The organism is Streptomyces sp. S4.7 (assembly GCF_010384365.1).
Lineage (GTDB): Bacteria > Actinomycetota > Actinomycetes > Streptomycetales > Streptomycetaceae > Streptomyces.
Map to the genome: position 1 here is coordinate 371128 of NZ_CP048397.1, position 18920 is coordinate 390047.

Annotated in this window: 16 protein-coding genes; 10 read left to right on the forward strand and 6 right to left on the reverse strand. The window is 71.2% G+C overall.

The window, feature by feature from the left end; genetic code table 11:
• Positions 1 to 8: 8 nt before the first annotated feature.
• Positions 9 to 1082 carry a zinc-binding alcohol dehydrogenase gene (locus SSPS47_RS01490; protein WP_164247972.1) on the reverse strand — a complete coding sequence of 358 codons (1074 nt, stop codon included), beginning with the start codon at positions 1080 to 1082 and terminating at the stop codon, positions 9 to 11.
• 192 nt (positions 1083 to 1274) lie between these two features.
• Between SSPS47_RS01490 and SSPS47_RS01495 the strand changes: the two genes are divergently transcribed.
• The 8 genes from SSPS47_RS01495 to SSPS47_RS01530 all read left to right on the forward strand — a co-directional run bounded on the left by SSPS47_RS01495 (position 1275) and on the right by SSPS47_RS01530 (position 11917).
• Entirely contained in the window at positions 1275 to 2675 is a 1401-nt protein-coding gene (locus SSPS47_RS01495) for an extracellular solute-binding protein (protein WP_164247976.1), read from the forward strand.
• 31 nt (positions 2676 to 2706) lie between these two features.
• Positions 2707 to 3735: a sugar ABC transporter permease gene (locus SSPS47_RS01500; protein ID WP_164247979.1), complete on the forward strand. Its 1029-nt coding sequence runs from the start codon at positions 2707 to 2709 to the stop codon at positions 3733 to 3735.
• Entirely contained in the window at positions 3735 to 4616 is an 882-nt protein-coding gene (locus tag SSPS47_RS01505; protein ID WP_164247983.1) for a carbohydrate ABC transporter permease, read from the forward strand. The genes SSPS47_RS01500 and SSPS47_RS01505 overlap by 1 nt, the downstream gene beginning before the upstream one ends.
• Positions 4617 to 4662: 46 nt before the next feature.
• A complete protein-coding gene (locus SSPS47_RS01510; RefSeq protein WP_164247985.1) occupies positions 4663 to 5859 on the forward strand; it encodes an ROK family protein in 1197 nt (398 codons plus the stop codon).
• Between the two features lie 81 nt (positions 5860 to 5940).
• On the forward strand, positions 5941 to 6852 hold the full coding sequence (locus SSPS47_RS01515) for a Gfo/Idh/MocA family oxidoreductase (RefSeq protein ID WP_164247988.1): 912 nt from the start codon (positions 5941 to 5943) through the stop codon (positions 6850 to 6852).
• A gap of 85 nt (positions 6853 to 6937) precedes the next feature.
• Positions 6938 to 8995, forward strand: a complete 2058-nt coding sequence (locus tag SSPS47_RS01520) for a bifunctional aldolase/short-chain dehydrogenase (protein ID WP_164247991.1) — start codon at positions 6938 to 6940, stop codon at positions 8993 to 8995.
• Positions 8996 to 9122: 127 nt separating this feature from the next.
• On the forward strand, positions 9123 to 10568 hold the full coding sequence (locus SSPS47_RS01525; protein WP_275405187.1) for a rhamnulokinase family protein: 1446 nt from the start codon (positions 9123 to 9125) through the stop codon (positions 10566 to 10568).
• Positions 10569 to 10957: 389 nt separating this feature from the next.
• Entirely contained in the window at positions 10958 to 11917 is a 960-nt protein-coding gene (locus SSPS47_RS01530) for a TauD/TfdA family dioxygenase (protein WP_164254334.1), read from the forward strand.
• 70 nt (positions 11918 to 11987) lie between these two features.
• Here the strand turns inward: SSPS47_RS01530 and SSPS47_RS01535 are convergent, their stop codons facing one another.
• Positions 11988 to 12272, reverse strand: a complete 285-nt coding sequence (locus tag SSPS47_RS01535) for a hypothetical protein (RefSeq protein ID WP_147876192.1) — start codon at positions 12270 to 12272, stop codon at positions 11988 to 11990.
• 180 nt (positions 12273 to 12452) lie between these two features.
• On the opposite strand from SSPS47_RS01535, the gene SSPS47_RS01540 reads away from it, so the two are divergent.
• Positions 12453 to 13652 carry a PP2C family protein-serine/threonine phosphatase gene (locus SSPS47_RS01540; protein WP_164247993.1) on the forward strand — a complete coding sequence of 400 codons (1200 nt, stop codon included), beginning with the start codon at positions 12453 to 12455 and terminating at the stop codon, positions 13650 to 13652.
• Between the two features lie 66 nt (positions 13653 to 13718).
• Here the strand turns inward: SSPS47_RS01540 and SSPS47_RS01545 are convergent, their stop codons facing one another.
• Positions 13719 to 14615, reverse strand: coding sequence for a PRC and DUF2382 domain-containing protein (locus SSPS47_RS01545; RefSeq protein WP_164247996.1), 897 nt, complete (start codon positions 14613 to 14615; stop codon positions 13719 to 13721).
• A 287-nt stretch (positions 14616 to 14902) separates the two neighbouring features.
• The gene (locus SSPS47_RS01550) at positions 14903 to 16573 is read right to left on the reverse strand and encodes a glycoside hydrolase family 13 protein (protein ID WP_164248000.1); all 1671 of its coding nucleotides are present in this window, start codon (positions 16571 to 16573) and stop codon (positions 14903 to 14905) included.
• Positions 16574 to 16881: 308 nt separating this feature from the next.
• Between SSPS47_RS01550 and SSPS47_RS01555 the strand changes: the two genes are divergently transcribed.
• Positions 16882 to 17310, forward strand: a complete 429-nt coding sequence (locus tag SSPS47_RS01555; protein ID WP_164248003.1) for an SRPBCC family protein — start codon at positions 16882 to 16884, stop codon at positions 17308 to 17310.
• 405 nt (positions 17311 to 17715) lie between these two features.
• Here the strand turns inward: SSPS47_RS01555 and SSPS47_RS01560 are convergent, their stop codons facing one another.
• Together SSPS47_RS01560 and SSPS47_RS01565 are read right to left on the reverse strand one after the other, a co-directional pair.
• Positions 17716 to 18039, reverse strand: a complete 324-nt coding sequence (locus tag SSPS47_RS01560; protein WP_147876198.1) for an L-rhamnose mutarotase — start codon at positions 18037 to 18039, stop codon at positions 17716 to 17718.
• A gap of 186 nt (positions 18040 to 18225) precedes the next feature.
• On the reverse strand, positions 18226 to 18861 hold the full coding sequence (locus SSPS47_RS01565; RefSeq protein WP_164248005.1) for a hypothetical protein: 636 nt from the start codon (positions 18859 to 18861) through the stop codon (positions 18226 to 18228).
• Positions 18862 to 18920 lie beyond the last annotated feature (59 nt).

The following is an 18920-nucleotide window of genomic DNA, read 5'->3' on the forward strand; positions in this document are numbered from 1 at the left end:
GGGGCCTTTCAGAATTCCAGGACGATCTGGAGGGCGTCGACGGGGCTTTCGTCGAGGAGGGCGTAGGCGTCGGCCGCCTCGGCCGCGGGGACGACATGGCTGACGAGTGACGCCACGTCGACCCGGCCGTCGGCGACGAGCGCGAGGAAGGTCCGCTGGAGTCGTTCCACCGTCCAGCGGCCCGACAACTGCGGTGGCACACCGCCGATCTGAGAACTGATCAGCTGGACGCGGTTGTGGTGGAACTCGTCGCCGAGCCGCAGTCCGTCGCCGTCGCCCTGGTAGAAGCCGGAGGCGACGACGCGGCCGGAGACGGTGACGGACCGCAGGGCCTCGTGGAGGGCGCGGTAGGCGCCACTGATCTCGATGGCGGCATCGGCGCCCCGGCCGTCGGTGGCCTCGCGTATGGACTCGGCGACCGCGTCGTCGAGGGCGTTGAGGGTGCGGTTCGCACCGTAGGCGCGTGCGGTGGCCAGGCGGCCGTCGAGCGCGTCGACGGCGGTGACGTCGGCGCCGTTGAGCCGGGCGAGGCGTGTGGTGAGGAGGCCGATGACGCCCTGGCCGAAGACGGCGACGTCCTCACCGACGTGGATGTCGGCGGCGAGAACGGCGTTGTAGGCGATGGCGCCGACCCGGGCGAAGGCTCCGGCGATCGGTTCGAGCCCTTCGGGAAGGATGTGGCCGGTCATCCGCTCGACGGGGACGATGCCTTCGCTGCGATGGCCCCAGATGCCCCAGACGAGGTCGCCGACGCGGGGCAGTCCGGCCGCGTGCCCGCCGCTCCCCCGCTCACGTTCGGCTTCGAGTTCGGGTGAGACCTCGGTGACCTCGCCGACCTCGGAGTAGCCCCAGCCCGCGACGGGGTATTCGATGCCGGCGGCGCCGTCGCGGAAGATCCGCGCCTCGGGGTCCCAGGTGCGGGTCAGATACGGGTTGGTGCCCCGGTAGGCGGTGAGTTCGGTGCCCGCCGAGATGCCCGAGTAGCGGGTACGGACCCGCAGATGGCCCGGCGGCAGCGGGGCACTGGCGTGCGCGGCCACTTCGACGTGCCGTGGGGCGGTGAACTGGACGACGCGTTCCACGTGAGGACTCCGAGAGGTCGATCGGTGGTGAGGGTCCGGGAGGTGCTTCGTGGCACCGCCCTCGGACTTAGGTCGAACCTATCTCAGACTTATGTCTTGTCAATACGCAGAAGTAGTGCTGAGATGCCGCTATCCAAAACATAAGGCGCGACGATCCGAGCAGTTCGGGATCCGAGTAGGTGAGGGCGAGCCATGCGCAGAAGGATCCGGCGGTCGAGGACGACCGCGGCCGGCCTGGCGGCGGTGCTGGGTGCCGGTGTACTGGCGGGCTGCTCCGCCGACACCGGCCCGGCCCGTGCGGACAACAGGATCACGGTGTGGTCGCAGGAGAACCTTCCGCCGCGCATGGCGGCCACCAACAAGATCATCGACCGGTTCGAGAAGGACACGGGAGTCCAGGTGGACCTCGTCGGCGTCTCCGAGGGCCAGTTGCCACAGCTGATCATGTCGGCGGCGGCAGCGGGCGAACTGCCGGACGTCATCGGAGCCGTACCGATGGGCCAGGTCTGGCAGATGTACAGCAACGGCCTGCTCAACACCGAGGTCAGCAGCGAGATCGTGAACAGCCTCGGTGAGGACACCTTCGCCGACAACGCCCTGCGCCTGACCTCCGACGGGGGCGAACAGCTCGCCGTCCCCTCCGACGCCTGGCTCCAGCTGCTCCTCTACCGCCAGGACCGGCTCACGGAGGCGGGGCTGGCGGTGCCCGACACGTACCACAAGCTGCTCAAGGCCGCCGACACCCTCGACCAGGAGGGCCGCGACGGCATCTCCGTGGCCACCGACCCCGGCGACGTCTTCACCCAGCAGAGCTTCGAGAACATCGCGCTCGCCAACGACTGCCGCCTCGTCGACGACGCCGGTGTCGTGGCGCTCGACTCCCCCGCCTGCGAGGGGGCGTTCGACACCTACGACAAGCTCGGCCGGCAGTACGGTCCGGCCGGCACCCAGTCCGTCGACTCGACGCGCGCCACCTACTTCTCCGGCGGCTCGTCCATGATCGTCTGGTCGTCGTTCATCCTGGACGAGCTGGCGGGCCTGCGCAAGGACGCGCTGCCGAGCTGCCCCGAGTGCAGGCAGGACGGCACGTTCCTCTCCGACAACAGCGGGATCGTGACCGCGCTCGCGGGCCCCGACGGATCGCCCGCGCAGTTCGGCGAAGTGACGTCGTGGGCGGTGACCAGGACCGCGGAGACAGCCGCCTCGACCGAGTTCATCGAGTACATGATGGACAAGGGTTACGAGGACTGGTTCGGCACGGCGCCCGAGGGCAAGATCCCCGTCCGCCGGGGGACGGCCGAGGAGCCGGCGAAGTACCAGGACGCCTGGCGTGCCAGCACCGCCGGCGTCGACACCCGCAAGCCCATGAACGAGGTCTACTCCGACGACCTGCTCGGCCAACTGGCCGACGGCGTCGACAACATGAAGCGCTGGGGCATCACCGAGGGCCAGGGCGCCCTCGTCGGCGCCACCAACGGAGAACTCCCGGTCCCCAAGGCGATCGGCGCGATGACCGGCGGCCAGATCTCCTCCCGCCAGGCCGCCCGCGAGGCGAACGAGGAAGTCTCCGCCCTCCAGAAGTCACTCCAGTAGCCGCCGCCCGGCGCCCCGTCGAGGAATCCATATGACCACTGCACCGAGAGGCGCGACGACGCGCCGCGCACCCACCGGGAACCACCCGCCCAACGACAGGAAACGCCATCCGGCCGAGCGCCGTCCCGGCACCGCCGGGCAGCGCGAGAACCGCGCGGGACTCGCCTTCGTCACCCCCACCTTCCTGGTGGTCCTGGTCGTGGTGATCGTCCCGATCCTGTGGACCGTGCTGCTGGCGTTCCAGCACGCCAGGCTGGTCGACATCCAGGGCATGGGCCTGTTCGGCAACTGGACCCTGGACAACTTCACCGCGGTCTTCGGCTCGGCCGGATTCTGGTCAAGCCTCTCCACCACGCTCCTCTACACGCTCGGTTCCACCGCGGGCTCCATCGTGCTCGGACTGATCGCCGCGCTCGCCCTGCGCAGGCCGTTCCGCGGCCGGGGACTGCTGCGCGGCTCGATGCTCCTGCCGTACGTCGCGCCCGTCGTCGCCGTGGCCTTCGTCTGGCAGGTCGCGCTCAGCCCCCAGTACGGCATCGTCAACGAGTGGGGCGGCAAGCTGCTGGGCTGGGACGATCCCATCGCCTTCCTGTCCACGCGCTCCTACGAGGTGAGCCTGCTCGGGCTGCACTTCGAGATACCCCTGGCGCTGCTCACCGTCATCGCCTTCGAGACATGGCGCTACTTCCCCTTCGCCTTCCTCTTCCTGCTGGCCAGGCTGCAGGCCGTGCCGGACGGGCTGGAGGAGGCGGCGCGGGTCGACGGCGCGACGCCGTCGCAGAACTTCCGCCATATCCTGCTGCCCCAACTGATGCCCGTGATCGCGCTGTTGAGCGTTCTGCGCTTCATCATGACCTTCAACAAGTTCGACGACGTCTACCTGTTGACCGGCGGCGGCGCGGGCACGGACGTCGTCGCCGTACGCGTCTACGACTTCCTCACCGCACGCTTCGACGTGGGCGCGGCGGCGGCCCAGGCGCTCGTACTGGCCGCCGTGCTGATGGTGCTGCTCGGCATCTACTTCACGTTCTTCGCCAAGAAGGTCCAGGAGGAGTCGTGATGACACGCACTCAGTTCAGCCGCACACAGTTCGAGGAGCGCTTCTTCGGCGCCGCCCGCTGGGTGACCATCGCGTTCCTGGCCGCGATCACGATCGTGCCCTTCTACTACATGCTCCTGCTCTCGGTGAAGCCGATCGACGCCCTGCTGCTGGACCCCGGTTCGCTCTGGGTGGCCGCCAAGGACTTCACCGTCGACACCTACCGCAGCGTGCTCGAGCCGACCGCCGAGGGCGGCCAGGGATTCCTGCGCATGCTGCTCAACTCGGCGGCCGTCGCCCTGGGCACGGTACTGCTCACCCTCGCCGCGGCGGTCCCCGGCGCGTACGCCATCAGCCGGCTCAGGTTCTTCGGCAGCCGGCACGTCAGCGCGGTGTTCCTCGCCGTCTATCTGTTCCCCGCCACACTGCTGGCGGTGCCGCTGTTCGTGATGTTCGCCAAACTCGGGCTCTCCGGGAACCTGGTGGGCCTGGCGATCGTGTACATCGCACAGACCGTGCCCGTGTCGATCTACATGATGAGGAACTACTTCACGACCATCCCCCGCAGCATCGAGGAGGCGGCGGCCCTGGACGGCTGCTCACGGCTCCAGACCGTACGCAAGGTGATCCTGCCCCTCGCCCTGCCGTCCCTGATGGCCACCGGGCTGTATGTGTTCATGATCGCCTGGAACGAGTTCCTCTTCGCCCTCCTCTTCCTGGCCGCGTCGCCCGACGACTGGACGGTCTCGCTGGGGCTCCAGCAACTCGCGGGCGGCATCGAGGTGTCCAAGACCGTTCTGATGGCCGGTTCCGTGGTCCTCACCGTCCCCGTGGTACTGCTGTTCTTCGCCGCCGAACGTCTGCTGACCGAGGGCCTGACCAGCGGCGCCGACAAGAGCTAGAGCAAGAGCCAGGGCCTCAGAGCCAGAACGAGGAGCACCCAAGAACATGCCGGCCAACCAGGCGAGCCCCGGGCATCTGCTGCGGCTGATCCGTGACGGACAGGCCACCACCCGCGGCGAGTTGCAGCACGCGACCGGACTCTCCCGGTCCACCATCGGCAACCGCCTCGACCAGCTGTTCGCGGCGGGCTGGCTGCGTGACGCGACGGGCACGTCCACCGGCGGACGGCCCTCCGCACGCCTGGAGTTCGACTCCGGGCACGCCGTGGTCATCGCCGTCGACCTGGAGACGCGGCACAGCCGCGCCGCCGTACTCGACCTCGCGGGACGGATCCTGGCCGAGCGCTCGGAGCCGCTGCTCATCGCCGACGGGCCCGACAAGGTCCTCGACACACTGGCGGGCTGGTTCCCCGGCCTCCTCGAAGCGGCCGGTGCCGAACCCGCCCGGCTGTGCGGCATCGGCCTGTCCGTTCCCGGGCCGGTCGACTGGGCCACCGGCCAGGTCATCCAGCCGCCGATCATGCCCGGCTGGGACCAGTACCCGATCCCGGAGCGCATGCAGCAGGCGTACACGCGCCATGTCCCGGAAGCCGCGACGACCCCGGTGCCGGTGCTCGTCGACAACGACGCCAATCTGATGGCGTACGCGGAACAGCGCGTCCACTACCCGGACTGCTCGGCGTTCGTGCTGGTCAAGGTGTCGACGGGGATCGGCGCCGGGGTCGTCGTGGACGGGGAGCCGTACCGGGGCATCGACGGCGGCGCCGGCGACATCGGGCACATCCGGCTGCACGACCGGGCCGACGCCCTGTGCATGTGCGGCGCGTACGGATGTCTGGCCGCCGTCGCCAGCGGGCGCGCCATCGCCGGGCAGCTCACGTCGGCGGGCATCCCGACCACCTCGGGGTCCGACGTACGCGAACGTCTGGCCGACGGTCAGCCCGACGCGGTACGTCTGGCGCGGGAGGCCGGGCGCCGGGTGGGGGAAGTGCTGGTGACGGTCGTGACGCTCCTCAATCCGGGAGTGCTCGTCCTGGCCGGGGACCTCGCGGGCACCCCGTTCCTCACGGGGGTACGGGAGTTGCTGTACCAGCGCGCCATGCCGCGCACGACCGCGCATCTGAACGTCGTGACATCCGGTCTCGGCGACCAGGCCGCGCTCACCGGCGCCGCGACGATGGTGGTCGAACAGCTCTACGCACCGGACCGGGCGGACGACAGGCTGGCCGCGACGAACGGGTAGCGGGCGCGACCCCCGCACCGGGGCGGGAAGGCCACGCCCCTGCCCCCCGTACGCCCCCCTCGACCACCGTCCCCGACCGCTGTGGAGCAGACCGTGCCGTACGACCCGCACCCCTCGAACGAATCCGGCCCCGTCCGGGTCGGACTGGTGGGTGCCGGCCCCTGGGCCCGGACGATGCACGCCCGCATGCTCGCGGCCGGGCCCGAGACGGCGCTCGCCGCGGTATGGGCGCGCCGGCCGGAGGCCGCGCGGGAGACCGCCGAGCCGTACGGCGCCGCCGTCGCCGCGTCGTTCGAGGAGCTGCTCGACCGCTGCGAGGCCGTGGCCTTCGCCGTGCCCCCGTCCGTACAGGCCGAGTTGGCCGTACGCGCGGCACGGGCCGGCCGCCCGATGCTGCTGGAGAAGCCCCTCGGTCCCGATCTCGACGCCGCGCGACGGGTGGCCGACGCGGTGGCCGAGCACGGCGTCGTCACCCAGCTCGTCCTCACCAAGCGGTACCACCCGGCCACCAGGGAATTCCTGCGCCGGGCAGCGGAGTTCGAGGTGACCGGCGCGCGGTCGTGCTACCTGCACGGCGCCTTCCGCGCGGGCGAACTCGCCACGCCCTGGCGCCTGGAGCAGGGCGCGCTGCTCGACCTCGGACCCCATCTGCTCGATCTGCTGGACATGTCCGTGGGCCCGATCGCCTCGGTCCGCGGCTCGGGCGATCCGCGCCGCTGGTCGGAGCTGACCTGTGAGCACACCAACGGCGCGGTCAGCCAGGCCTCACTCTCCGGGTCGGTGGGTCTCGAACGGGCCCGTACGCGCGTCGAGCTGTACGGACCCACCGGTGAACTCACCTACGACACCGCCGAGTTGGACCATGAGGAGTGCTGGCCCGTGCTGCGCCGGGAGTTCGCCGCAGCGGTCCGCTCGGGCGTCGCGGGGCCCCTCGACGCGGCACGCGGGCTGCGCGTCCAGGAGCTGATCGCGATGGCGCACCCGAGGACGTGACCTCCCTTGACACGCGTCCGCGGCGCCGCCTACCTTCTCAATGAATCGATTCATTCATCGATCAGGGATCGAAGGAAGCCTCTTGATGACGCCCTCCCCCGAAGCCGCCCAGCACCCTACGGCCGCCGAACTCCTCGCGCGTTCGCACCGTCTGGGCGCCGACCCGCGCAACACCAACTACGCGGGCGGCAACACCTCCGCCAAGGGCTCGGCCCCCGATCCGGTGAGTGGCGCCGACACCGAACTGATGTGGGTGAAGGGATCGGGCGGGGACCTGGGGACGCTCACCGCGCCGGGACTGGCCGTGCTCCGGATCGACCGGCTGCGCGCGCTCGCCGAGGTGTACCCGGGCGTGGAGCGCGAGGACGAGATGGTGGCCGCCTTCGACTACTGCCTGCACGGCAAGGGCGGCGCGGCCCCCTCCATCGACACCGCCATGCACGGTCTGGTGGACGCCGCACACGTCGATCATCTGCACCCCGACTCCGGCATCGCGCTCGCCTGCGCCGCCGACGGCGAGGCACTGACGGCGGAGTGCTTCGGCGACCGCGTGGTGTGGGTGCCGTGGCGCCGGCCCGGCTTCCAGCTCGGCCTGGACATCGCCGCGGTGAAGGAGGCGAACCCGCTCGCGATCGGCTGTGTGCTCGGCGGCCACGGCATCACCGCGTGGGGCGACACGTCGCGGGAGTGCGAGGAGAACTCGCTGACCATCATCCGCGAGGCAGAGCGGTTCCTCGCCGAGCGCGGCGAGCCGGAGCCGTTCGGGCCGCCCCTGGACGGGTACGGCCCGCTGCCCGAGGCTAAGCGGCGGGCGCGCGCCGCCGCGCTGGCGCCGCTGCTGCGGGGGCTGGCCTCCACCGACCGGCCACAGGTGGGGCACTTCACCGACAGCGAGCCCGTGCTGGACTTCCTGGCCCGCGCCGAGCACCCGCGGCTCGCGGCCCTCGGCACCTCGTGCCCGGACCACTTCCTCCGTACGAAGGTGCGGCCGCTGGTCCTCGATCTGCCCGCTTGCGCGCCGCTCGACGAGGTGACGGCCCGGTTCACGCGGCTGCACGAGGAGTACCGGGCGCGCTACGCCGCCTACTACGACCGGCACGCCGACGCCGACTCACCCGCGATGCGCGGCGCCGACCCGGCGATCGTGCTGGTGCCGGGCGTGGGCATGTTCTCGTACGGCAAGGACAAACAGACGGCGCGGGTGGCCGGCGAGTTCTACCTCAACGCGATCAACGTGATGCGGGGCGCCGAGGCGGTCTCGTCGTACGCGCCGATCGACGAGTCGGAGAAGTTCCGCATCGAGTACTGGGCTCTGGAGGAGGCGAAGCTGCGGCGGATGCCCGCTCCGAAGCCGCTGGCCACCCGTGTCGCGCTGGTGACGGGCGCGGGGTCGGGCATCGGGAAGGCCGTCGCGCACCGGCTCGCGGCCGAGGGCGCCTGTGTGGTCGTCGCCGACGTGAACGCGGCGGGCGCGGCGGAGGTCGCCGTTGAACTGGGCGGCGCGGACCGGGCGGTGGCGGTCACCGTCGACGTGACCGACGAGAACGCGATCGCCGCCGCCTTCCGTGAAGCGGTGCTCGCCTTCGGCGGGGTGGATCTGGTCGTCAACAACGCCGGGATCTCCATCTCGAAGCCGCTGCTGGAGACGACCGCGCGGGACTGGGACCTCCAGCACGACATCATGGCGCGCGGCTCGTTCCTGGTCTCCCGGGAGGCGGCGCGGGTGATGACCGGGCAGGGGCTGGGCGGCGACATCGTCTACATCACGTCGAAGAACGCGGTGTTCGCCGGACCCAACAACATCGCCTACTCGGCGACGAAGGCGGATCAGGCCCATCAAGTACGGCTGCTGGCAGCCGAGTTGGGCGAGCACGGGATCCGGGTCAACGGCGTCAACCCGGACGGGGTGGTACGCGGGTCGGGGATCTTCGCGGCGGGCTGGGGGGCACAGCGGGCGGCGGTGTACGGGGTGGCGGAGGAGGAGCTGGGCGAGTTCTACGCCCGGCGGACACTGCTCAAGCGCGAGGTGCTGCCGGAGCATGTGGCGAACGCGGTGTTCGCCCTGACCGGCGGCGATCTCACCCACACCACCGGGCTGCACATCCCGGTGGACGCGGGTGTCGCAGCGGCGTTCCTGCGCTGACGTGGACAGAGAGCGGGGAGCCGAGAGAGCAGGGGTGACCACCGTGCCGCACACCGGGACCTCGGCGTCCCCGGGGCCTTCCGCCTCCCCGGGATCCGCCGCGTCCCCGGCTTTCGTCGCCGTCGACCTGGGCGCCACCAGTGGCCGGGTGATGGCGGCGCGGGTGGGCCGCGAGGGAGAGGGGACTCTGGATCTCACCGAGGTGCACCGCTTTCCGAACAGGCCGGTCCGGCTGCCGGGAAGCCTGCGGTGGGACGTACTCGCCCTGTACCAGGGGGTGCTCGACGGTCTCGGGCGCGCGGCGCGTACCTACGACGTCGCGTCGATCGGCATCGACAGCTGGGCGGTGGACTACGGGCTGCTCGACGCGGACGGGCAGTTGCTCGGCAATCCGTACCACTACCGGGACGTCCGCACCGAGGGTGTGGGGGAGCGCCTCCGGGACACGGTCCCGGCGGCGGAGCTGTACCGGATCACGGGGTTGCAGCATCTGCCGTTCAACACGGTCTTCCAGCTCGCGGCGGCCTCCGGCAGCGCCCAACTTATCGCCGCCAGGACGCTGTTGATGATGCCGGATCTGCTGACGCACTGGCTCACCGGCAGTGTCGGCGCCGAGGCCACGAACGCGTCCACCACGGGTCTGTTCGACGCCCGTGCGGGCGACTGGTCGACCGGGCTGATGGGCCGGCTGGGGATCGACCGGAGCCTCTTCCCGCCGATCCGGCGGCCGGGTGACGCGGCGGGCACCCTGCTGCCGTACGTGGCGGCCGAGACCGGGCTGCCGGAGTCGACGCCCGTCACGGCCGTGGCGTCGCACGACACGGCGTCGGCGGTGGCCGCCGTGCCGGCGACGGGGCCCTGTTTCGCGTATCTCTCCTGCGGTACGTGGTCGCTGGCCGGGCTGGAGCTGGCCGAGCCGGTGATCACGGAGGCGTCCAGGGCGGCCAATTTCACCAACGAGCTGGGTCTGGACGGCAGTTACCGGTTTCTGCGCAATGTCATGGGGCTGTGGCTGCTGTCGGAGAGCCTGCGCACCTGGGCGGACCGCGGGCTGCCCGCCGAGCTGGGGCCGCTGATGGAACAGGCGGCGCGGTCAAGGCCGTTCGCGGCGCTGATCGACCCGGACGACCCGGTGTTCCTCGCACCGGGCGACATGCCGGGCCGGATCGCCGTGTACTGCGAACGCACCGGCCAGCGACCGCCCACCGACCGGGCGGCGACGGTCCGTTGCATCCTGGAGAGCCTGGCCCTCGCGCACCGCGCCGCGCTGCGCACGGCGGCCGAACTGTCCGGCACGGACATCCGGGTGGTGCACCTGGTGGGCGGCGGCAGCCGTAACGAACTGCTCTGCCGGCTGACGTCGGACGCGACGGGACTGCCGGTGGTGGCGGGCCCGGCGGAGGCCACCGCCCTGGGCAACGTCCTGGTCCAGGCACGGACGCGGGGCCTCGTGGGCGACCGCGCCGAGATGCGCCGACTGGTGGCGCGGACCCAGCGGTTGCGCCGGTACGAGCCCCTGGGCGACGGCCGGGCATGGTCGGCGGCGGCGGCCCGGGTGGGACTCGACGGGTAGCCGGCCGGGGGGAGGAGTGAGGCACGGGCTCTGGAAACCGGCGAGCGGAGCCGCCGCGTGGCTGCCGGGGTCGCTCCCCGCGGCGCCAGGCGGTGAGGGTGACTCCCGTCGGCCCCGTCGGCCTCCCCTGTCACCCGGCCCGTCCCTGAGGTACGGTGCCTGCCATGGGCCCGTACTCGAACCACCGTGCAGGGGAGCCGCGTCGAAGCGGCCCCAGCGGTGAGTGCGCGCCCCGCGGCCTCAGCTTTCTGCTGCGCCGCGGCCGGGTGGGATCCCCGACCCTCTGTCGCTGTCGCTGACCTTCGGTAGCGCCCGGCCCCGGCCCGTTCCGTCCCGGCGCTCCGCTCCCCTCGCCCCACTGGTTCGTTCTCCCGAGGAGCCCTGTGACCATCGCCGCCGTATCCGCGTCCGGCACTTCCGCTGTCTCCACCGCCTCCGCCCCTCCCGCCCTGCGCGATCCCCGCATCCCCGCCGACGGCCTGTACGAGGGGCATCGGGACCTGCGCCGCGTTCCCGAGGGCTGGGAGGACCGGCCGTACGAACTCTTCGGGCTCGTCCCGCAGTCGCGCACCATCGGTGCCGAGATCCGCGGTCTGGATCTGTCGGTCCCGCCGTCGCCCGCCGTGCGCGACGAGCTCAACCGCGCCCTCCTGGAGTGGAAGGTGCTCTTCTTCCGCGGACAGCGCCTGACCTCCGACGCGCAGCGCGCGTTCGCCCTCAACTGGGGGCGGCTGGAGACCAATCCCCTGCTGACGGCGGGGGACACCGACGAGGTGGCGCGCTTCGACCGTACGACCGTCCCGACCTTCGAGAACGTGTGGCACACGGACGTCACGTTCCGGGAGCGCCCGGCGCTGGGTGCCGTACTGCAACTGCGCGAGGTGCCGCCCGCCGGCGGCGACACCATGTGGGCCGACATGGCGGTGGCGTACGACAATCTGCCCCGCGAAGTGAGGGCCCGGATCGACGGCGCGCGTGCCGTGCACGACTTCGTGCCCGGCTTCGCACGGTTCTGCCCCGCCGAACGGCTCGCCCCGTTCCAGGACGTCTTCCCCCCGGTGGAACACCCGGTGGTGCGCACGCACCCGGAGACGGGACGGCGGATGCTCTTCGTCAACGCGTCGTTCACCACCCGCGTCGTGGGCCTCGAACAGGCGGACAGCGACCGGCTGCTGCGGCTGCTCTTCCAGCAGGCGCATGTGCCCGAGTACCAGGTCCGGTTCCGCTGGCAGGCGGGCGACATCGCCTTCTGGGACAACCGCGCCACCCAGCACTACGCGGTCGCCGACTACGGCACGCACCGGCGGGTGGCCGAGCGTGTCGCCATCGCCGGCGACCGTCCGTACTGATCCGGCGCCCGCGCCGAACCGGTGTGCGCCACGGACGCCTCCGCCCGGCGAGGGCGTCGGACCGGATCCGCTACACCTCCTCGGTGAGGCCCGCGATGCGCTCGCGGTAGGCGGCGATCTCGCGCTCCGTGAGGGCGAGGCGTCCGGGGCCGGCCTGGTCGGCGGCGAGGAAGGTCGCCTGCTCCATCGCGCGGTACAGCGGTCCCGGCAGGTTCAGCAGGAGCTGGCCGTGCTCGGCGGTCTCGATCACCATCCATGAGTTCCGGTCGGCGGCACCCTCCCCGACGACGTTCGGCTCGATGGTGCTGGCGGCGACGACGGTCAGGACAGGGGGGATCGGGGTCTCTTCACTCATGCCTCCCTCCCTATCAGGGTGGCTCCGGCGGTGCCCAGAGATCGCGGCGAGTTCCCCCTCACACAGCCCGTCCGGCCGACCTCACGGCCCGCGCCCCGGCCCGCGCCGGCGTCCCCCGCTACTGCGGGTGGCCCGGACCTGCGATGCTGGAAGGAGCCTGCCGGTGAGGAGGCATCCGCCATGCCGAGTGAGAGCGTGGCCCCCGGCCCTGGTGAGCGACTGCTCGAAGGGCTGCTCGCCGAGGCGCACGCAGCTGCGCCGATGGACCTCCCGTGGCTGGTCAACAGGTGCGCCACGGCGATCGGCCTGGAACAGATCATGGTGTATCTGGTCGACATAGAACAGCGGCACCTCGTCCCGCTCACCAAGGGAATGCCCCTCCTCGGTGTGGACTCCACGACGGGCGGCCGGGCGTACCGCACTCTTGAGCTGCGGATCGAGGAGTCGGAGAACGGCATCCTCACCGCGTGGCTACCACTGGTCGACGGAGCGGAGCGGCTCGGTGTGCTCGCCATCCGCACTGCCGTCCTCGACGCGGAAAAGCTGCGCCGCTGCCGGATGATCGCGTCGGTGCTCGCGATGGCGATCACCTCGAAGAGGGCGTACAGCGACAGCCTGGCCCGGTACGCCCGTAGGGAACCGATGCAGCTCCCCGCCGAGATGCTGCGCGCCTTTCTGCCGCCCAGGACCATCGGCAACGCCCGTGTGCTGTCGACGGCCGTACTGGAGCCGGCGTACGAGATCGGCGGCGACGCCTACGACCACTCGATGACGCGTTCGACCCTGCACGTCGACATCCTGGACTCGATGGGCCACGACCTCGCGGCGGGCATGACCACGGCTGTCGCGCTGGCGGGCTGCCGCAGCGCCCGCAGGGACGGCGGTGACCTCGCCGAGGTGTCCCACACCGTCGACGACGCGCTGGCGCGCTGGCTGCCCGAGCAGTTCTGCACGGGGATCATCAGCCAGCTGGACCTGGCGGGCGGTCGGCTCCGGTGGTGCAACTGCGGGCATCCGCCGCCGCTGCTGATCAGGGGAGGCCGCGTACTGACCGGCGTTCTGGAGCGGCCGCCCCAGCCACCGATGGGGCTGCGCGCCCGGTTCTTCGAAACCCCCCGTACGGTCCACGAGGAGCAACTGGAGCCCGGGGACCGGGTCTTGCTCTACACGGACGGCGTGGTCGAGTCACGCGTCGGGGATCGCAGGGAGTTCGGCCTCGAACGTTTCACCGACTCCATCATCCGGGCGACCGCGGCGGGGGAACTCGCCCCCGAGACGCTGCGCAGGCTCATCCACTCGGTTCTCGACGCCCATGACAACCGGCTGCGCGACGACGCCACGCTGCTGCTGGTCGAATGGCGACCGCCGCGCGCGAGGTGAGAACGGGGCACGGCGTGGGTCCACCGGTCTCCGGTGGACCCACGCCGATGTGCGGTGCGCGCGGGCTCAGTGGCTGGGACCGCGCCTGCCGCCGCGTCCGCTGTCGTCCTGTCCGGGGGCGTCGTACTCGACCTGCTCCTTGCGGACGTCGGCCGACACCTCCTTCTGCTCGGTGACCTTCTCGGTCTCCAGATGCACACGCTCCACCGGTACGGCCTCCTTACGGACGACCGCCTCCTCGGCGTGCAGGATCACCTCGGTCTCGGCGTTGCCCATGGGGGCCCGGCCGATGGTGCGGTCGCCCGGCTTGATGGGCTCGCGTACGACTCGGACCTCTTCGTGGGTGATGGGCACGGTGGTCGTGACGTTCTCGGTCACCACGATCTTCCGGAGCCGTGCCCGGCCGGACTCGTGCTCCTCGGTGCCCACCCGGAGCCGTTCCTCCGAGCGCACCATGTCCTCCTCACCGCGACCGGTGGCAGGAGCGGTGGCCGCCTCGGAGGTGTCGGTCCCGCCGGTGGTGCCCGTGGCGTCCGCCCGGCCCCGGCCGCCGTTGCCCATGCCCTCCCGGCCGGCCATGCCTTCCTTGGCGGGCGTGCCGGCCGCGGGGCTCATGCCCGGCGACCCGCTGCGCCCGCTGGGGCGGGTGAGACCGTAGTGGTCGTACAGCTCCTGCTCCTGGGCGACGTCGAGGTGCTCGTCGGCGTCCATGCGAGGAGCGTCCTTGACCAGTTCCTTGGCGTGCGGTATCTGGAGTCCGTTCTCGTCTCGGCGGGCGCCCGCCAGGGGCACGAAGGACTCCTTCATGCCGAACATTCCCGTCTTGACCGTCACCCACTCGGCGCGGCCGGTCTCGTTGTCGAGGTACGCCTGCTCGACACTGCCGATCTTCTCCCCGGCTGCGTCGTAGGCGGTCAGCCCCGTGAGTTCGCCCACGTGGTGGAAGACATCGTCGGCTGCCATCAGTGATCACTCCTTGGCGGCGAGCCGGCGGGGTCCGGTATCCCCGCGCGTCTTCTGACTCGCGTTATCTCCATGCGGCACCTGCTGACGGCGGGCGGCAACAGGGGGAAACGCCCCTTTGACCCATCCGGGGGACAAAGGGGCACCGCACGCGCCCTGCTGGGTTTCGAGTGGATCAGGGCGGATTCGGCCGTTCGGGTGACACCCCGTACGGAGCGCCGGAGCGCGCCCACGCGTTGTGCGGGTATGACGACGGAAAGGAGCCTTCGATGGTGTCGACACGCCGGTCAGCCGCCCGCGGCCGCCATCCATACGGCGGTGTCGGGGCCGATCATGTCCCCCTCCAGGGTGTCGCTGGCGAGCAGCACGGTGCCTTCAGGCAGCGGCAGGGACTCCTGGGACAGGTTGATCCGGCATTCGAACCGGCCCTTGCGGAAGGCGAGTTCACCCTCGCGGGCGGGCAGCCAGTCGAACGACTCGTCGCCCCGGAAGCGGGTGCGTACGGACAGGGCCGTGCGGTACAGCTCCAGGAAGGAGTCCGGCCGCCCGGTCTGGGCCTCCACCGCGTGTTCGCCCCAGCCGTCCGGTTGCGGGAGCCAGCTGCCGCCGGGGCCGAATCCGTGGCTGCTGCCGGAGCGGGTCCACGGGATGGGTACGCGGCAGCCGTCGCGGCCCTTGGTGGTGCGTCCGGTCCTCTCCCACATGGGGTCGCGCAGCGCGTCGAGGGGCAGGTCGGAGACCTCGGGAAGGCCGAGTTCCTCCCCCTGGTAGAGGTACGCGCTGCCGGGCAGGGCGAGCGTCAGGAGCGCCGCCGCCCTGGCCCGCCGGTGGCCGAGGGCGTCGTCCGGCGCGGGGTCGGTGCCGCCGCCCGACAGCCAGGCGCGGTAGTCGATGCCCTGCGGAAGGGAGTAGCGGGTGCGGTGGCGTACGACGTCGTGGTTGGAGAGCACCCAGGTGGGCAGGGTGCCGACGGCGCGGGCGCCGGTGAGGGAGGTGTCGATGACCTTTTGGAACTCCTCGGCGTCCCAGGGGCAGCGCAGATGGAAGAAGTTGAAAGCCTGGTGGAGCTCGTCGGGCCGGGTGTAGAGGGGCAGCCGTGCCGCGCTGACGCCCGCCTCGGCGACGGTGATCCGGGCAGGCGCGTAGGAGTCGATGATCTTGCGCCAGGTCCGGTATATGTCGTGGACCTCGTCGCGGTCCCAGAAGGGGTGGTCCTCACCTTCGGGCGGTGAGTTCAGCGAGGCGGAGTCGCGACCGCCGGTGTCCCGCAGGGGCTCCACGAGGTCCTTGCGCAGGCCGTGGGCGACGTCGATCCGGAAGCCGTCGGCGCCGAGGTCGAGCCAGAAGCGGAGAATCCCCTCGAAGTCGGCGAGGACGTCCGAGTTCTCCCAGTTCAGATCGGGCTGCTCGGCGGAGAAGATGTGCATGTACCACTGGCCGTCCGGCACCCGTGTCCAGGCGCCGCCGCCGAACTTCGACTTCCAGTCGGCGGGCGGCAGGCTGCCGTCCGGGCCCCGCCCGTCGCGGAAGATGAAGCGGTCCCTCGCCGGTGAGCCGGGCGGTGAGGCGAGCGCCTCCACGAACCAGGGGTGCTGGTCGGAGCAGTGGTTGGGCACGACGTCGACGATGAGCTTGAGCCCCAGCGCGTGGGCGCGCCGTACGAGGCCGCGGAAGTCGTCGAGGGTGCCGTGGCGCGGGTCGACGCCCCGGTAGTCGGAGACGTCGTAGCCGGCGTCGGTCCAGGGGGAGGGGTAGAAGGGGGTGAGCCACAGGGCGTCGACGCCGAGACCCGCGAGATGGTCGAGCCGGTCCGTGATCCCGCGGAGATCGCCGATCCCGTCGCCGTCCGCGTCGGCGAAGCTCGGGACGTACACCTGGTAGACCACGGCTTCGCGCCACCAGTCCGGGGCGGACCGTGACAGATGGTCGCGCGGGGTGTCGAGGGTGTTCGGGATCACGGGTGCCTCTCGTACTGATCTTCGGTCGGTGGTGCGGTGGTGCCTGGTGGTGGGGTAGTGCGGTGGCGCCTGGTACGCGGGGGTTTCCTGTGTGTTTCCGTGACGTGTGGTGCGTCGTACGAAGGACAGCCTGTCATCGCCGGGCGTCAGGCTGAAGGTCACCCGTTCGAAGGTTACGTAAGGGATGTCCCAGGAACGCCGGAGAATGACTATCGACACATCGGAGTACGGGGGCGGGCGGTGAAAGCCGGTCGGGCGGGTACCGGATGGCAGATGAAGCCGTCCCGCACCGCAGGAGGAGAGCACCCATGACGTCCTCACTGATCGAAGCCGTCGACATCAAGGCGCCCGTCGCCGTGAGCTGGTCGCTGTGGAAGGACGTCGAGCGCTGGCCTTCCTTCCTCAGCCATGTCAAGCACGTGGAGCGCATCGACGCCTCGCTGTTCGCGTGGCAGGTCTCGCTGCCCCGCGCGGACAAGAGCTTCGTGGCGGAGCTGACCGAGGTCGTCCCCGAGGACCGCATCGCGTGGCGGACCTCCGAGGGCGTGCACCACGCGGGGGTGGTCACCTTCCACCGCCTCGGCGACGCGGAGAGCCGGGTGACGCTCCAGATCGAGTACGACCCGAAGGGGTTCGTGGAGCATCTGGGCGCGCTCACCAATCTCGACTCGACGCTGGCCAACTACGACCTCGGGGAGTTCCGGCGCATGGCCGAGCACGAGGCGACGCTGCGCTGACACGCCAGGGGCGGCCGAGGGCAGGGCGATCAGGGGTTCGGGCTCCGCCGGCCCGCGCCGGCGTTCGAGACCGCGGCGCAGATGCTCCGCCCTCGCCTCCGCCGCCCGGTCAGGGTTGCGGCGAGGGATCGCGTGCGGAATGCGTTCGTGCTCGGCGAGGGTCGGCGGGCCGGCCCCGGGACACCGCTGAGCCGGAAGATGTGCGGCAGCGAGCGGCCCGCGGGGCGCCCCGGGCGCCGGCGAGTGGGCGCTCGGTGACGGGTCCGTCGGAGAACAGGGCCTCGCCGGCGCCTCGCGCACGGGTGTCGGGGACGCTTCGAGCGTCCGCGCCACGGGTTCGATGCCGACGCGGGCGCCGGGCCCGACCTCGCGATCCATGGCCGTCACCTTGCCGGATGGGTACGGCTACTCCATGAGGAAGACCCGCTCCATGGGCGTCCACCAGTCGCCGGGTGCCGCCTCGGGGACCGGCTCCTGGCAGGGGTCGGTCGTCTTCCACCACTCGCGTGTCGCCTCGTCGTCGGCCATGGCCGCGAGGTCTGCCGCCAAGTCGTCGCCGTGGTACTCGAAGTAGCTGAACAGCCGGTCGCCGAGCAGATGGATCGAGTAGTTGGCGATATGACTGGCGCGCAGCCGGGCCAGCACGGGCTCCGGGACCGCCCGGTGGAGCTCCCGGTACTCCGCGAGCTTCTCCGGCCGCACCTTGATCACCTGTGCGATGCGCTGCATCAGCCCTCCACCACCGCCCGCGGGAAATCCCTCATCAGCCAGAACCTATCGGAGCGCGCCACGGAACGGGAGGAGCCCCTGCCCGCCGCGCAGGGCTTCAACGCGCGGTGGCGCCGCACGTCCTGATGGAGCTTCACACGAGCCCGGCGCGCGCCGTCCCCGCCGGCAGGTACGTACGTGGCCTGATCAGCCCGCCGCAGGGGTGGCGTCGGCGTCCGGCGCGGGCACGGCGGCCCCGTCCTGTCCGGCGTGCGTGTAGAAGACGGACTTCTGCTGCTTGGCGCGGTGGGCCTCGGACTTGGCGACGAGAAGCTCCAGCGCGTTGCGTACGACATTGATGTTGGAGTTGCGCGACGGGTGGTCCGCGGCCAGCTCGGCGGAGATCTCCGCGGCCGAGCGGGGCTCACCGTGCGCGGCCAGCAGTGTGCTCACCAACTGGGCGAGGCTCGGCTGCTTCCCGGCGGCGCCGGTGGCCGGCTTCGCGGAGCCCTTGGACCCCGACCGCGCCTTGGCGGTGGTTTTGGAGGTCTTGGCGGACTTGGGCGCCGATGCGGCCGACGACTTCGCGGCGCGCTTGGGCACACGCGCCCCGGGCACCTTCGCGCCCCGCGCGGAGCCGGCCCCGGATCCGCCGGTGAACACCCCTTGCACGCCGAGCAGGAGTGTGTGGTCGTGCTCCAGGGTCTCCAACTTGGCCTGAAGCTCCTCGATCTCGCTGCGGAGACGTTTCCGCTCCGCCGTGTTGTTCTCCAGGTCGGCGGCGACCTGGGCCTCGTACTGCGACTGGACGCTCGTGAACTCGGTGACGGCACTGTCGGACATGAATGGCTCGCTTCCTCTGGATGGCAGCTGAATGACGTCCCCCGTGTGTCGCGATGGTA

Bases quoted from the DNA above. Each gene is read 5' to 3' on its own strand.
- SSPS47_RS01495 (WP_164247976.1), top strand. From the start codon at position 1,275: ATGCGCAGAAGGATCCGGCGGTCGAGGACGACCGCGGCCGGCCTGGCG.
- SSPS47_RS01500 (WP_164247979.1), top strand. From the start codon at position 2,707: ATGACCACTGCACCGAGAGGCGCGACGACGCGCCGCGCACCCACCGGG.
- SSPS47_RS01505 (WP_164247983.1), top strand. From the start codon at position 3,735: ATGACACGCACTCAGTTCAGCCGCACACAGTTCGAGGAGCGCTTCTTC.
- SSPS47_RS01510 (WP_164247985.1), top strand. From the start codon at position 4,663: ATGCCGGCCAACCAGGCGAGCCCCGGGCATCTGCTGCGGCTGATCCGT.
- SSPS47_RS01520 (WP_164247991.1), top strand. From the start codon at position 6,938: ATGACGCCCTCCCCCGAAGCCGCCCAGCACCCTACGGCCGCCGAACTC.
- SSPS47_RS01535 (WP_147876192.1), bottom strand. From the start codon at position 12,272: ATGAGTGAAGAGACCCCGATCCCCCCTGTCCTGACCGTCGTCGCCGCC.
- SSPS47_RS01540 (WP_164247993.1), top strand. From the start codon at position 12,453: ATGCCGAGTGAGAGCGTGGCCCCCGGCCCTGGTGAGCGACTGCTCGAA.
- SSPS47_RS01545 (WP_164247996.1), bottom strand. From the start codon at position 14,615: ATGGCAGCCGACGATGTCTTCCACCACGTGGGCGAACTCACGGGGCTG.
- SSPS47_RS01555 (WP_164248003.1), top strand. From the start codon at position 16,882: ATGACGTCCTCACTGATCGAAGCCGTCGACATCAAGGCGCCCGTCGCC.
- SSPS47_RS01560 (WP_147876198.1), bottom strand. From the start codon at position 18,039: ATGCAGCGCATCGCACAGGTGATCAAGGTGCGGCCGGAGAAGCTCGCG.
- SSPS47_RS01565 (WP_164248005.1), bottom strand. From the start codon at position 18,861: ATGTCCGACAGTGCCGTCACCGAGTTCACGAGCGTCCAGTCGCAGTAC.